The 15259-nt window shown below is 35.8% G+C and carries 12 protein-coding genes and 1 pseudogene; 4 read left to right on the top strand and 9 right to left on the bottom strand.

Annotation, left to right across the window (positions count from 1 at the left end; genetic code table 11):
- Nucleotides 1-7 precede the first annotated feature (7 nt).
- Together M2306_RS01345 and M2306_RS01340 are read right to left on the bottom strand one after the other, a co-directional pair.
- Nucleotides 8-265, bottom strand: coding sequence for a CPCC family cysteine-rich protein (locus tag M2306_RS01345; RefSeq protein ID WP_115091174.1), 258 nt, complete (start codon nt 263-265; stop codon nt 8-10).
- A gap of 20 nt (nt 266-285) precedes the next feature.
- Nucleotides 286-633, bottom strand: coding sequence for a hypothetical protein (locus M2306_RS01340; RefSeq protein ID WP_259189102.1), 348 nt, complete (start codon nt 631-633; stop codon nt 286-288).
- A gap of 307 nt (nt 634-940) precedes the next feature.
- On the opposite strand from M2306_RS01340, the gene M2306_RS01335 reads away from it, so the two are divergent.
- The gene (locus M2306_RS01335) at nt 941-1912 is read left to right on the top strand and encodes an EamA family transporter (protein ID WP_259189103.1); all 972 of its coding nucleotides are present in this window, start codon (nt 941-943) and stop codon (nt 1910-1912) included.
- A 157-nt stretch (nt 1913-2069) separates the two neighbouring features.
- A complete protein-coding gene (locus tag M2306_RS01330) occupies nt 2070-4679 on the top strand; it encodes a toxin-antitoxin system YwqK family antitoxin (RefSeq protein WP_259189104.1) in 2610 nt (869 codons plus the stop codon).
- A gap of 301 nt (nt 4680-4980) precedes the next feature.
- Here M2306_RS01330 and M2306_RS01325 read toward each other — a convergent pair whose 3' ends face one another.
- Nucleotides 4981-5811 (bottom strand): lysophospholipid acyltransferase family protein, encoded by an 831-nt coding sequence (locus M2306_RS01325; RefSeq protein ID WP_115091182.1) that lies wholly within the window; start codon nt 5809-5811, stop codon nt 4981-4983.
- A gap of 78 nt (nt 5812-5889) precedes the next feature.
- The gene (locus M2306_RS01320) at nt 5890-6540 is read right to left on the bottom strand and encodes an NUDIX hydrolase (RefSeq protein WP_115091184.1); all 651 of its coding nucleotides are present in this window, start codon (nt 6538-6540) and stop codon (nt 5890-5892) included.
- A 51-nt stretch (nt 6541-6591) separates the two neighbouring features.
- Here M2306_RS01320 and M2306_RS01315 point away from each other — a divergent pair, with 51 nt between their 5' ends.
- Together M2306_RS01315 and M2306_RS01310 are read left to right on the top strand one after the other, a co-directional pair.
- Nucleotides 6592-7035 carry a DUF4268 domain-containing protein gene (locus M2306_RS01315; protein WP_002986812.1) on the top strand — a complete coding sequence of 148 codons (444 nt, stop codon included), beginning with the start codon at nt 6592-6594 and terminating at the stop codon, nt 7033-7035.
- 39 nt (nt 7036-7074) lie between these two features.
- Nucleotides 7075-8943 carry a BamA/TamA family outer membrane protein gene (locus M2306_RS01310; RefSeq protein WP_259189105.1) on the top strand — a complete coding sequence of 623 codons (1869 nt, stop codon included), beginning with the start codon at nt 7075-7077 and terminating at the stop codon, nt 8941-8943.
- 492 nt (nt 8944-9435) lie between these two features.
- Here the strand turns inward: M2306_RS01310 and M2306_RS01305 are convergent.
- From M2306_RS01305 to M2306_RS01285, 5 genes and pseudogenes are all read right to left on the bottom strand, one after another.
- Nucleotides 9436-10627, bottom strand: a pseudogene (locus M2306_RS01305) (GlmU family protein).
- A 135-nt stretch (nt 10628-10762) separates the two neighbouring features.
- Complete coding sequence (locus M2306_RS01300; RefSeq protein WP_115091190.1) at nt 10763-11014, bottom strand: type B 50S ribosomal protein L31; 252 nt, start codon at nt 11012-11014, stop codon at nt 10763-10765.
- A gap of 302 nt (nt 11015-11316) precedes the next feature.
- Complete coding sequence (locus M2306_RS01295) at nt 11317-11532, bottom strand: hypothetical protein (RefSeq protein WP_002986823.1); 216 nt, start codon at nt 11530-11532, stop codon at nt 11317-11319.
- 525 nt (nt 11533-12057) lie between these two features.
- Complete coding sequence (locus M2306_RS01290; protein ID WP_259189107.1) at nt 12058-14484, bottom strand: heavy metal translocating P-type ATPase; 2427 nt, start codon at nt 14482-14484, stop codon at nt 12058-12060.
- A gap of 88 nt (nt 14485-14572) precedes the next feature.
- Nucleotides 14573-15136 (bottom strand): helix-turn-helix domain-containing protein, encoded by a 564-nt coding sequence (locus tag M2306_RS01285; RefSeq protein ID WP_002986831.1) that lies wholly within the window; start codon nt 15134-15136, stop codon nt 14573-14575.
- Nucleotides 15137-15259 lie beyond the last annotated feature (123 nt).

Below are 15259 nucleotides of genomic sequence, written 5' to 3'. Positions count from 1 at the left end.
AAAAAAATTAGTTCTCTTCTTTCAAAGGCCGTCGAACATATTGTAAGAATTCCCGTTCACTTGCTCCAAAAGATTTGAAGTTTTCTTTTGCCTGAATTAAGCTAACACGATTTGCTCCACCTTCATATGAGGGATCTCCAAATTGTATACCATCATCTTCCCAATAACAAACAAGACATAATTGAAACGTATGACCTACATTGTCATTCAGAGTATAATAACCACAACATGGACAAGCATGCTTTTTATTATTTTTATTACTCATACAGTTTGAGTGTTATTTTTTTAAAAAACAGGTAAAACTTCAACTACTTCACAGTAAAAACCAATACAGTCATTTTCATATTCCTCAATTTGAAAATTGACATTCTCCCAACCATTCGCTGAAACATCTAGAATTTCAAACCCAAAAGCGGGTTGCAAGGAATCACCTTCAAAATTCAATTTAACCTGTGTACAATTTTTAAATTGTACTTCAACGGCAACGAATACCCCTTCTCTATTGGGCCATCCCTTTCCTTCTTTCTTTTCTTGACACAAAAACGTAATAGTTATATCTTTTTTGGACCAGACAAGAGACTGAATAAAAGCTACAGTTGTTGGTCGCCAATTGTTATTTTTAAATGTTATCATTTTAAATGAACTTAAATCTATCTTTATTCTCGATTCACTGTACTTATATAACTCAAAACTTGATACAAACCTTGAAATGTTTTTCTTTTTCTACTTGTATAATATAGGCAATGCCAGATTTGACTTTGACTAACATAAATCAATAGAGATTAAACCAACTAAATTAACCATTTCAAACTAAAATTTGATAAAAACAGAAGAACAAAAACTACATTTACCCTCTTTTTTCTCTTTTCCTCCTCCCTAGACATTTGTCCTATACCTCCAAAAAAATAATACCTACCTTTGCGCAGTTAAAAGTAGAGCAATGAAAGAACAAAATTTGATAAAAGGCGTATTTTTAGTAGCCATTGGAGCATCTAGCTTTGGTATGTTGGCTTCCTTTGTAAAATTAGCCTATTCTCACGGTTATACAACAGCCGAGGTAACCCTATCTCAAGTGTTACTAGGGTTAATTGGTATGTTTATCATCAATCTGATTCGCAAGAAACAGCCCAATGAAATAACCGCAACCAAAAAAGACATCCGCAACCTTATTTTAGCAGGTACCTCTATGGGGTTCACTTCGGTATTATACTATATGGCGGTAAGTTATATTGATGCTTCTATCGCTGTAGTATTATTGATGCAATCGGTATGGATTGGCGTAGTCATAGAAAGTGTGGTAACCAAACAATTCCCAAGCTTGCTTAAAATTATAGCTGTTGCGTTAATCTTATTCGGAACAATACTAGCAACCAATGTATTAGCCAATGAAATTGAATTGGATTACAGAGGAGTTATCTTTGGTTTTCTAGCTTCGTGTTCTTTCGCCACAACCATGTTTGCTTCTAATGTAGTTGCTAATCATTTGGCGGCTCCTAAGCGAAGCTTATTCATGTTATGCGGTGCTACAGCCATCGTTTTAATCTTTTGTTTTATTACGCAACTCGGCCCTAACAACTCCAATGCAATGCTGTCTTTTTATCAGCTATTTACAGATAATACTACAGGAATTCGCGACTTTGATTGGAGTATTTTTTACTCTTGGGGATTATTATTAGCTCTTTTTGGTACCATCCTGCCTCCAATTTTCTTGAATATGGGATTCCCTCATACAGGAGTTGGTTTAGGAAGTATTGTTGCTTCTATTGAATTACCCGTATCCGTAACCGTTGCCTTTATGGTCTTACAAGAACAAGTGGTTTTAATTCAATGGTTGGGGATTTTATTGATTTTAAGCGCTATTTTCTTAATGAATAGTCGTTTAATTTTCAAGAAAAAACAGGTATTAACCTAGTCTTTATACGCCTAAAAAAATATATAGAAGTCTTTGTATCAAATACAAAGACTTTTTTTTGTTTATCTCTTTCACTATTTTACATTCACTAAAAGTAGTGATATTGTTTTTCTGTGGTTTTATCTACATTTGTTGTACAATAAAAACACACAGTAAGATGTACAAAAAATTATTACCTATTGCCTTGTTATTCTCTTCTGCTATCTACAGCCAGACAGCAAAAGACACCTTATGGGTAAATGCTTATGATGAAACAACCACAAAAGCATTGGCTTCTTCCTTTAGAGTTTCGAAACCTTTCAAACAAAAAAAGGGATATGAAGAAATTACAACCTACAACAAAGAAACAAAAGCAATTGAAATCAAAGGAATCGGTAGTTTTGATTCCAATAAAACGATTTCTTATGATGGGAAAGTTACCTACTATAATGCAGATGGATCGATTAATTTCGATATGTTTTTTGAAGAAGGAAATGCAATAAAAATTACTTCTACTGATCCTTTTACGCAAGAAGAATATACGTTAACCTATGAAAATGGTTACCCATACGATGGAACGATGGTTCAGTTGTATAAAAATTCGTATTTCTACTATGTAATTAATGAAGGCGTGTATTTGTCTTACATCTATGTCAACAAGGACAATGCAAATGAGAAGTACTTATTTACATTTGATGACGACAACAATATCATTGATGAGCAATTTATCAATGCAGCAGGAGAAACCATCTTTTCCGCTACTTATGAAGGGGGAGCTGTTCAAAATGGTACCTCTATTATTTTAGATTATGATACATTCCGTCCTCTTGCTACGAATACTTATGTGGATGGTGTTAATACAGCATCGACCTACTATTTTAAATCAGGAGAAGTAAAATACAAAACAACGGCTACATCTACTCAGACTACTACTGTTTTCTATGATGAGAAAGGCAAAACAATTGGTACATACAAAGCGGATTTAGATACGTATGGTTCAGAAACGAATCAAGAGGGAATCTATTTGTTCTACAATGAATATACAGAAACTCCAGATACGCCAACAAGCCAATCTGAATACAAGAAAGGAAGTTTAGTAAAGGAAACTATTTTCTATGATCAACCGACTGCTTTTGTTCCTAAATCAACTAAATTCTACAAAGGAGATTACTACCTTGAGAAAATTGAGTACTTCAATACGGATGGAAGCAAAAAAGGAGAGTTAATCTACAATGAAGATGGTTACACTCCTCAAAACGGTGTTTTATATGATGATGAGTCAATTACAACCTATAAAGACGGTATTTTAGTGGAGAAGAAATCTTTTTATTCATCTGGAGAAATTTTTGAAGATGCAACAGAATTTACTTCGACTTACTACAACAAAAAAGGAGCAGTCATTGGTAAATTACAATCTAAAAAAGGAACATATGGCTATACAGAACCTTTCCAAGGGGATTTCATTACATTAAGTAATGACGAAATTGGCACTAAAATTTCGTATGACAAAGGTCGAGTTGTTTATTCAGCTACTTATGAACCTTATCCTTCTTATGACAGTAAACCAATACTGAGAGAGGAAGTATTCACGCCGTTAAACGGAACTTCGAAACGTGTATTTTATACCAGACAAGGGAAAAAAAGTAGAGAAGAGTTATTCAATAAGAATGACTATGATGAAACTATTTTAAAAGTGACTTACTTTGATACTAAAGGTAAAGTAACGGGTGTTTTTGACAACATTGAAAAAGAAGGAACCTATTATACATTCTTTGACAATGATGCCATTGAATCTACAAGTACATATAGCAAAGGGGAGTTGGTTTACAAAAAAGAATATGCAAACAAAAACGGATCTTATAGTACCGAAATTGATCCTTATTTAGCATCTGAAATCAACTACAACAAAGAAGGTGTTTTCTATGACATGGAAGGCAATCAAATAGCAAAAGCTTCTTATAAAGCAGGAAAACCGTATACCGGAACTGTGAGTGTATATGATGGTTATGCTACGACAATCACAACCTATGAAAAAGGATTGAAAGAGGGGATTGAAACCTTTAAAAGTGATTATGCGGATTATATAGCAACAAAAACCTACTATAAAGCAGGGGAAATTGTAAAAGAGGAAAACTATCTAGACACCTATTTACAATCCTCTAAAGTATATAAAGATGGTGAATTACATGGACCTACAAAATTCTATGATGAAGAAGGAGAGTTAGTTGCTACGTTAGAATACAAAGAGGGCTATGCGCACAACGGAACTTCAATTTCGTATGGTTATGAGAGCAATACATATACAACGTATGAAAATGGATTAGTTACCTATGACAAAACGGTTAGTACGTTAACTGGATTAATGCTATCTGAAGAAACCGTAGTAGCAGATGGAACGATTCAAAAAAACATATACGATGAAAACGAATCTTTAGTTTACCAATATGGTTTGAAAGATTACGCATTACACGGTACTTGTACGTACTTTGAAAAAGGAAAAGCAAAATACAAAAGTACTTTTAAAGAAGGTCGTTTCGTAGAAGGAACAGTTGCACTAAAAACATGGGGAGATCCGTATAGTTATTACGACTATGATGATACTACTTATTTTGTGTGTACTCTTCAAAAAAACAGCATGACTATCCAACGCGTAGCGAAGGAAACAAACAAAGTTGTTTTTGAATTAACAAGTAAGCTTAAAAAAGGAAAAATGGAAGACAATCCTGTTTTCCAAAATAAGATTGACAGTACAAATCTTTATCCAGACGATAATAATACTGCGTATTAAAAAAAAGAGGCTATCACGTTTGATAGCCTCTTTTTTTTTGCTTTTTCGTTGTTTGCTTTTTTAGTTCACTACCTCATTTAGCAAAAACAATTTTCTTTTACAAGAATAAATAAAATTCTATTGGGAAATTATTCAAAGTACAAAAAAACGAAAAAGCAAAAAAGCCTCTTTCTTTTGCTTTTTTGGTTCAATACCTCATTTAGCAAAAACGATTTTCTTTTATGAGAATGAATCAAGTTCTGTTGAGAAGTTAATCAAAGTGCAAAAAAGCAAAAAAGCCCCTTCCCATTACTCCTATTCCCTAGTAATTCTTTGATGAATTATAATAATCATAAGTTCTTCTTTCATTCAGTTCTTTTTGTTCTTCAATAAATTCTTGTGGAAGAACTTTTAAGAAAGAAGGATGTTGTTCAATAGCCATTTCAATTTGTTCTACAATTTGATCAATGCTATCATTTTCATAATCAATTTGCAAAGGTTCTTTAATCACCATGGATTGCAATATTCCTTTCTTTTTCAGGTGTAACCCTTTCTTATCAAATGATCGTCGGAAACCATCAATAACAATCGGTACGACAATCGGCTTATAATTCTTGATAATGTGCGCGGTTCCTTTTCGAATAGGTTTGAATGATTTGGTTGTTCCTTGCGGAAATGTAATCACCCAACCATCATCTAGGGCGATTTTAATATTCTCGACTTGACCTTGGTCTACTTCTCTTTTTTCATCAATATCCACCCCTTGACTTCTCCACGTACGATCGACCTTTACTGCACCTACATAAGCCATAATACGCGGTAAAATACCCGACTTCATTGTTTCTGCCGCTGCTACATAGTACAGGTTTAATTTGGGTTTCCAGATATACATGATATTTTTAATCGAATTATCTCGTCCCTTTAAACTGGCATTAAACACGTGATACATCGCTACCACGTCAGCAAAATAGGTTTGGTGATTGGATATAAACAATACATTTTTATCGGGTAAACGGCGTAAAATCTCTGAACCTTCGATTTGTAAATCGTTAAACCCTCTATAACGTTGATGGGTTAAAAATCCAAACGTTCTAATGATCCATTTTTTTAGCCATAAAATATGTCCAAATGGATTCCTCTTAAATAATCCCATACTCCTTCATCCTGATTAATGAACAGCAAATTTAATGCTTTTCCGTGTTGCTTATGGTTAAAATTTGCTAATTGCGTCTTAATGTGGTGTTTTAAGCGCTATTTTCAGCGTTTCTTTGAGTTCACTCAACATCATCGCTGTAGCCCCCCAGATAGTATAGTTTTTGTAAATAAAGGCAGGTACATGCGTCCAAGACGCATAGCTTGTTTTCATTTGAACCTCTTGGATTAATTGATCTTGTAATAATACATCCAAGGGCAGTTCAATGATATTCGCTACTTCAAAGTCATCCGGAGTAAAAGACAACTCCTTCTGTGAAATACCCAAATACGGTTGTACATAGAAATTACTAGGTGGAATATAAATTTTAGTATACGGTTGAATAATTTGTATATCTCGGTCTACAATCCCTACTTCTTCCTGTGTTTCCCGCAGTGCTGTATGCACTAAATCGACATCCTCCTGCTCGTACTTTCCTCCTGGAAATCCTACTTGCCCCGAATGAACGCCTTTGTAGGTGGCGCGTTCAATGAGAAGCACATGGGTTTTCTGTCCTTTGGGATACAACAACATCATCACGGCAGATTCTCTGGGATTGCGTTCCTCAAAATCATCTGCATACAAATAAGGGATCCTTTCTACGGGGATCATCAGGCGATGCGCATCAATACCCGCAGGGGTTGCACCTTTAATTTGCTCGATCTTATGCAAAAAAGAATCAAATGTCATAGATTTGCTTTATCAAATAAACATGTACCTAAATTTACGACTTTATCAATCATGTATAGTAAAGAAGATGCTAAAAGAATAAAAAAAGAATTTTGGATTCAATTTGCCGCTGAATATCCAAGAAAGTGGTTGTTGCACAATACCAAAATTAAAGATGTTTCTTTTAAGTTTTATGCAGACAATAAAAAAGCAGAAGTACTCCTTGATATTGAACCAAGAGATGAAGAGAAGAGAACCATTTATTACGAAAAAATAGAATCGCTTCGAACAATCCTATTGGAAGAGCATCTACCTGATGCCCTATTTGAACGCAACTACTACCTCGAAAACGGAAAATTAATCAGTCGCATTTGGGTTTCTTTGGATCATGTTTCTATTAATAATCCAAAGACTTGGGAAAATATTTTTGAATTTTTCAACGAAAAAATGACAGCATTCGAAATTTTCTTTTACGAATACGAAGATTATATCCGAGATTTAGAAATAAATACTTAACTTTTCCGTTACAATACTAGTTCGTTCGAAAAAAACTCCATGCTAAGATTTATCTCGTTTTTCGTTTTCATTTGTCTCGCCTTGCAAGTCAGTTTTGCACAGGTTAGACCTGTATTGAAAGTAGATACTGTCATACCGAAAGTGGATAGTCTTCAAATGAAAAAATTACCTTTTCAAGTAGAAAAGGATACAACCCAGATTTTTTCTAACTTAAAAGAGAAGAACAAAGGAAGTAAAATTGGTCGTTTATTCAACAGGCTGGTATACAAAAGCAACAAGCGATTGGTTGCGCATGCACCAGAAGTTCAGGTTAATCGACACCTGGACCGCGGAGAGGGAAAAATCATTCGCAACATCAATATTACGACGCTAGATCCTTTTGGTTATTCCGAAAAAGACTCCCTTAAAAAGCCAACAAAATCGTTGGAAATATGGGGGAATCGCGCACACTTGAAGACGAAGAAATTTACAATTCGAAACTTTTTACTCTTTACTGAAGGGGATGTTTTTGACTCCTTGAAGGTGAAAGAATCGGAGCGTTTAATTCGTACACAACGTTATGTTCGTCGTGTATTGATTACTGCTGTCCCAACCGCATCTCCGGATTCTATTGATGTGTCCATTCGAGAATTGGATTCTTGGACTATTTACCCTAGTGGATCCATCTCTACTTCTTCCATGCGACTCAAATTAACTGATCGAAACTTCGGGGGTTTTGGACATGATGTAACCGTACAATACATTACGCGTTTCAAAGAAAATCGCCAAGGGGCTTATTTTAGCTATTCGGTGAATAACATTCAGAATACCTTTATTCGCTCCAATATTTTATTCAATCAAGATGCTTGGGGTAATTATGTCAAGGGAGTTTCACTTAATCGTCCTTTCTATTCCCCTTATGCCAAATGGGCAGGAGGTGTAAGTGCACAACAGCGCTTTAGGCGTGATTCACTCCCAGATCAAAATATGAAATACAGCTTGGAGTCTGTCAAATACAATACCTATGACTATTGGGCTGGGTATTCTATTCCGGTAGAAACTAAGAGCCCTATTATAACAAATTTGCGTACTTCCCTTCGTTTTGTCAAGGAAAACTACCACAAAACACCAGGGAAAGAATACGACCCTTATGATTACTATCGTGATCAACGTTTATATTTAGCTTCGGTCAGCTTAACCTCTACCAATTATATCCAAGATCGATTCATTTTCAACTATGATATCATTGAAGACGTTCAAGTAGGTAAGATTTTAGCTTTAACAGGTGGAATGCGCGATAAATACAATAAAAGACGCGCTTATTTTGGTGCTCGATTTGCTATGGGTGGTTACACCAAATTAGGCTATTTTGCAGGTAATATCGAATGGGGAGGCCATTTTCATGGCGGAAAAACGGAACAAGCCGCCTTCCGATTGGAGGGAACCTATTTCACTCGACTCTTTGTCTGGGGTGATTGGAGATTCCGTCATTTCTTTGTTCCTCAATTGGTTGTCGGATCACATCGCTATGATCACATTGGAGATGAACTAAGAATAGAAGGTATTATTCAAGGAATACGCGCACAAAAGATTACAGGAACGAAACGACTTTCTCTTGCCTATCAATGGCAATCTTACGCTCCTTATGAGTGGAAGGGATTTCGCTTTAACCCCTATTTTAGTTTCGAAGGAGCTTTTATCGGAGATAGCAGTAATCGCTTGCTCGACCCGAAGCTTTACTCTCGCTTTAGTTTAGGTTTGGTAGCGAATAACGATTACCTCGTATTTAGTAAAGTAACAGTGTCGTTAGTATATTATCCAACCATGCCTGATTCTGGGAATAGTGTATTCCGCGCAAATTCCGTTCAATATAACATGGAACTACCTAATTTCAATTATGATAGACCGCAAACGGTTTCTTATTATTAGGTTGTGGGTTATGGGTTGGAAAGTTATGGGTTAAGAGTTATTGTGAGTAATGGTTATGGGGTGTGAGTTATGGGTTGTTATGAGTGAACTGTGAACGTCCCTAAATAGGGATTGACCGTTTTCAAACATTAATTTCATTATTAAATATAAAAACAAATGGTTTGTAGAAAGTACTTTCTACAAACCATTTGTTTTTATATTCAACAGGATATATTTTCTTATTGAATTATGTGGTCTTTTATTATAGTATTAATTGGTTACTTTTTTACAGGTTTTCGATATTCTAAATAATCATTTTTAATGGTTCTTTTAATACGCTCCGCGTAAACGTTATCTTGAGCAGAAGCAGAAAGAGTTATATTTATTTGGTTATTATTGTTTTTTTATGGAGTTAGAGGTCATGGAACTCTTAACCCCATAACTCTTAACTCTTAACCCTTAACTCTTAACCCTTAACCCTTAACTCTTAACCCATAACTCTTAACTCACAAACTATCTCCCCAATTTCGCCTGAAAGCGCTCTAATTTATTTTCTTCAGCCAAGTGGCGAATAATTTTTTCTTCTACTGCGGTCCATTCAATATGACGGCGACTCATCACGATTTGCATCGTTTTGATCGCTTTATCTACCTCATACACATCGTCTAAGTCTTTGCCTCCCCAAGTAAAGCTTGGTAAAAACGTTTTTGGAAAACCTCCTCCAAAAATACTACAAGCTACTCCAACTACGGTTCCTGTATTGAACATGGTATTGATTCCACTTTTACTGTGATCGCCCATCATCAATCCACAAAACTGCAAACCTGTATTTTCTACCGCCTGAGTTTCATAGCTCCATACTTTTACTGGTGCATAATTATTTTTCAAGTTTGAATTATTTGTATCTGCTCCTAGGTTACACCACTCTCCAAGTACTGAATTCCCCAAAGAAACCATCATGTCCTTTATTTGAATAACCAAACATTACAGAATTACTTACCTCTCCACCTACTCTACACTCGGGTCCGATTGTCGTAGCACCATAGATTTTAGCTCCCATTTTTACTTGAGCTCCTTCACACAGAGCAAAAGGTCCACGAATGATAGCCCCTTCCATGATTTCAGTATTCTTTCCAATGTAAATAGGGCCTGTAGTTGCATTTAGGGTAACAAAATTCAATACCGCACCTTCTTCAATGAATACCTGTTCACGACCAAGTACCTGAACGGTTGCAGGAATAGGTTCTGAAATACGATCTTCAGTCAACAAGGCATAATCTTGACGAATAGCTGCGTCGTTGTATTGAAAAATATCCCAGGTATGTTCAATCTTAATCAATGAACCTGTAAAATCAAGGATTTCATATTCATCAAAATCAATATCCTCTTGTTCCTCTTCTGTAAAGAAAGCTACAATATCCTCTTGGTATCCAATCGCTTGATTAGGCTTTAATTCTTGAATCAACTCCACCAATTGCTCATTAGGCAAGAACGCGCTATTAATCATAATATTTTGTTCCGCTTCAACCATAGGAAACTTAGCTTCTAAGTATTCCTCCGTTACTGTAGTCGTGGTATATCCCAAATATTTCTCCCATTTCTCGCGAATGGTTAAAATTCCTACGCGGATATCCGCTACGGGTCTTGTAAAAGTGAAAGGCAATAAAGCATTTCTTACCTCTCCATCAAATAAAATATAATTCATAACACTTTGTATCAATTCATAGATTAGTCAAAGTTAATCGAATCCGTTAAAAAAACAGCACTTTTTAATCAGATATAAGCAAAAAAAAACCTTCCAATTACTTGGAAGGTTTTCGTTATCTTAAATAAATTCAGACTATTTGTTGAATTTAGCGTATTTGTTTTTGAATTTATCGATACGTCCTGCAGTATCAATAAGTTTAGATTTACCTGTGTAGAATGGGTGAGATGTACGAGAGATCTCCATTTTGAACACTGGGTATTCTACTCCATCAACTTCAATTGTTTCTTTTGTATCAACTGTTGATTTTGTAATGAATACGTCTTCATTTGACATATCTTTAAATGCTACTAATCTGTAATTTTCTGGGTGAATACCTTTTTTCATGATAAATCTTGTTTAAAAAATTGAGCTATTCTCTATCTCGAAGCTTCCTGTTCTCAAGAAAGGTGTAAATATTGAATAACTTTTGGGTTATACTTATTTTATTAAGCATGCAAATTTACAATTTAATTTGAAACTACAAATTTTTTTATTGTTTTTTTGTTGATTATGAGTTAGAAGTTATGGGTTAGGGGTTGGAAGTTAGGAGTTAGGGGTTGGAAGTTAGGAGTTAGGGGTTGGAGGCTAGATGTTATGGGCACTCATACCTCTTAACTCATACCCCTTAACCCATAACTCTTAACCCTCTACAAACTTTCCGCTTTAAATCCTTTTTTCTTAATGATGTTTACCACTTCCTCCGCAGTTAACGCATCATTTTTCACGGTTAGAATTTTATCGCTAACTGTTGTATCTACTGTCCATTGCCCTTCTCCTACTGCTTCGTTTAAATCAGCTGTTACTTTACCTACACAGTTTGAGCAATTTAAATTAGTCTTGAATTGAATATTTGTATTGTCCATTTTTATATCTTTTTAATGATTATTACTAAAGCAAATGTCCTTCTTTTTCTGCTATAATCTGTTATACTATTCTTAGTATATTTTGTGAGATTTATCGTTTTCCTCTCTTTTGTTCCTTTCTTATTTGCGCGTTGAACAATAAGGCTTTTCGCTGTATTTTTATTCTTTCTTTCCTAACCTTGGTTTAGAATTTGCTACTCCTTAGCTTGGGGTTTGCCTGAAGTTTGCTTGAAGTTTCCTTGGGGTTTCTTCGAGTTTCCTTGGAGTTTCCTTGGAGTTTTACTCGATAAAAGCCCTTTTTGTCGAAGGATAGTCGAAGAAAGGTCGAAGGAAACACCTAGGAAACTCCTAGGAAGACCAAAGTATCTATTAATCATCCCCTACGAACGTCCGTATAAATACTCTTCTATTCTTTTTATCTTCTATTTCCTTTTTCAGCCTAGTTCCGTCCATCACACCAATAAAAAAAGTGCCTCTTTATACCAGAGACACTTTTAAAACAAATTATAGTTGAATCAAACCGTACTACATTTCTATTTTTTTCCATTTTAAGCGCAAACTATTACTTACCACACTGACACTACTTAATGCCATAGCTGCACCTGCAATCATGGGGTTTAATAAGAATCCATTTACCGAATACAAGATTCCTGCGGCAATTGGAATACCAATTAAGTTATAAATAAAGGCCCAAAACAAGTTTTGCTTGATGGTACTAACCGTTTGTTTAGACAATCGAATCGCTTGAGGAATTTTAGTCAAGTCTGAAGAAATGATTGTCATTTTTGCAACATCCATCGCAATATCACTTCCTTTCCCCATGGCAATACTCACATCTGCTGTTGCTAAGGCCGTACTGTCATTAATTCCATCTCCAACCATGGCAACCACTTTTCCTTGTTGCTGTAATTCTTTTACAAAATCAGCTTTATCTTGTGGCAGTACCTCTGCTTTATAATGTTGAATTCCCGTTTGTTTCGCAATCGCTTGTGCAGTTGCCTCATTATCTCCGGTAAGCATATACAATTGAATCCCCATGGCTTGTAACTCTTGAATAGCCTGAACTGACGTTTGCTTGATTTGATCAGAGATTGCAATAACCGCTAAAGCTTGTTTACTATCTGCAAACCAAACCACCGTTTTAGAGGCTGCCCCCCATTGAACCGCTTGTTCTTGTAAGCTATTCGCAATAGTGATCTGATGCTCTTGTAATAACTTTTTATTTCCGACATAATAGGTTTCACCCTGATAATCTGCTTTCGCTCCTTTTCCGGTGATACTATCAAAAGCCGTAATTGTCGTTTGTTCTTCTGTTTTAAAATAAGCGACTACCGCTTCTGCCAATGGGTGTTCTGATTGTTTCTCAATACTGAGTAACACCTCTTTTCTCTCATCATTATCCTCTAGCCATTTCATGCCTGTTACTTGAGGTCTTCCTTCTGTGATAGTTCCTGTTTTATCCAATACAATAGCAGATACATTTTTAGCCAATTCTAAACTCTCTGCATCTTTAATCAAGATTCCATGCTCTGCTCCTTTACCAACTCCTACCATAATAGCTGTTGGCGTAGCTAATCCCAAGGCACATGGACAAGCGATAACCAATACCGTTACAGCAGCCAATAAACCTTGAACAACCCCGTGTTCTCCACCGAGTAAGAACCATAACACAAAAGTCAATATAGCGATTCCTATTACTACTGGAACGAATATCCCCGCAATTTTATCTACTAATTTTTGTACGGGTGCTTTACTTCCTTGTGCATCTTGCACCATGCGGATGATTTGCGCCAACATCGTTTCTTTCCCTACTTTAACCGCTTCAAACTGAAAACTTCCCTTCTGGTTAATTGTTCCAGCAAAAACCTTTTCTCCTTCTTTTTTCAATACTGGTACAGGTTCCCCACTCAACATACTTTCATCCACATACGAATTTCCAGTCAACACCATCCCATCTACTGCAATCTTTTCGCCTGGTTTAACAAGAAGCACAGCACCAACCTCTACTTCTTCGATTGGTATTTGTTTTTCTGTTCCGTCCGCCTGAATAACAAGTACTGTTTTAGGTTGAAGTCCCATTAATTTTTTAATTGCAGAAGAAGTATTTCCTTTCGCTTTCTCTTCCAATAATTTTCCAAGTAAAATAAAAGCGATGATTACCGCTGCTGCCTCAAAATAAACGTGCGCTTCTAATCCTCTACGCGCCCAGAAATCGGCAAATAGCATATTGAATACACTGAAAATATACGCAATTCCTGTACTCAATGCCACTAATGTATCCATATTGGCTGAGCGGTTTTTCGTTTGTTTCCATGCATTAACGAAGAAATCTTTTCCAAAATACAACAAAACTGGCGTGGAGAATAACCACATGATTTCATTGCCATACGGCATATCCATAAAAAACATCCCAATGATAACCACAGGAATAGACAGGATCACTGCCCCAAATGTTTTTCGCTTTAATTGTTTGAATTTTTCAGCGTGAATCACCTCTAAAGATTCTTGTTGTTTCGTTTCATCTACGAGTAGTAAATCATACCCAGCACCTTGTACGGCTTTTTGAAGTTGCACCGCATTAGTCAAGGTAGGTAAGTACTCTACCGTTAAATTTCCTGTAGCAAAATTCACTGAAGCCTCTACAACTCCTTCTTCAAAGCTGACAATGCTCTCCGCACTACCCGCACAAGAAGCACAAGTCATCCCTAAAACGGGAAAGGTTTGTTTTACCGTTGGTACATCATAGCCCAAATCGCGCACCTTTTTTACGGCTTGTCCAATAATTTCAGGATCGGCAATTGAAATCGCTACTCGTTCATTATTCAGCTCTACCTTAGGTGACTCAATGCCTTTCACTTGAGTCAATCCTTTTTCTACAATTAAAGCACAATGTTCGCTGTGAACTTGCTCCAACGGTAGGTATACTACTTTATGTTTACTATTCGTCGTCATAATTCTACTGGTATTTGTATGGTACAAATTTGGCAATTATCGACTAATAAACTGTTATGTAATTTCGGGTTTGATTTGTAACTTTTACTTATACCTCGTCTAGTGGTTTTCTTTTATTCTCGCGGATTTTCTTGAAATGACTAGGCGTTAGCCCCGTTACTTTCTTAAACTGATTGCTCAAATAAGCCACGCTCGAATAGTTGAGACGTTGCGCAATTTCACTCAAAGACAATTCATCATATACCAATAGTTCTTTGATTTTCTCCACTTTCTGCGCAATAAAATACTTCTCTATGGTGTTGCCTTCAATTTCAGAAAACAAGTTGGATAAATAATTGTAATCGTGCCCTACTTCCTGGCTCAAGAAATCAGATAAATTCATTTTCAAGTCATTGTCTTGGTAATGTACCAGCTCCACAATACTCGTTTTAATACGCGCAATAAGTTGGCTCTTCTTATCGTCAATAAGATAAAACCCCAAGGCAACCAAAGCCTCACTCAAGGCTTCTTTCTGTTGATTTGTTAGTTCTTCTTCCAATTCAACTTCTCCGAGTTTAATCTCTTTAATGGTCAAACCTAGTTTTTCAACTTCCTTTTGAACCATTAAAGTACAGCGATTACACACCATATTTTTGATAAACAGTACACTCATACTTTATTTTTTTTCGCCAGAATTTACTCTTCTTCTGTTGTTGTAAAAATAGTAAAAACAAGACAAGAAAGAAAGCTATTCCTCTTCCTGTACGAAATAAGCAAGAAGTAAAGTGAATGCGAT

The organism is Myroides gitamensis (assembly GCF_029894455.1).
Taxonomy (GTDB): Bacteria; Bacteroidota; Bacteroidia; order Flavobacteriales; family Flavobacteriaceae; genus Flavobacterium; species Flavobacterium odoratum.
Note: the sequence above shows the minus strand (reverse complement) of the source record. Positions and strands in the feature narration are given on the sequence as shown.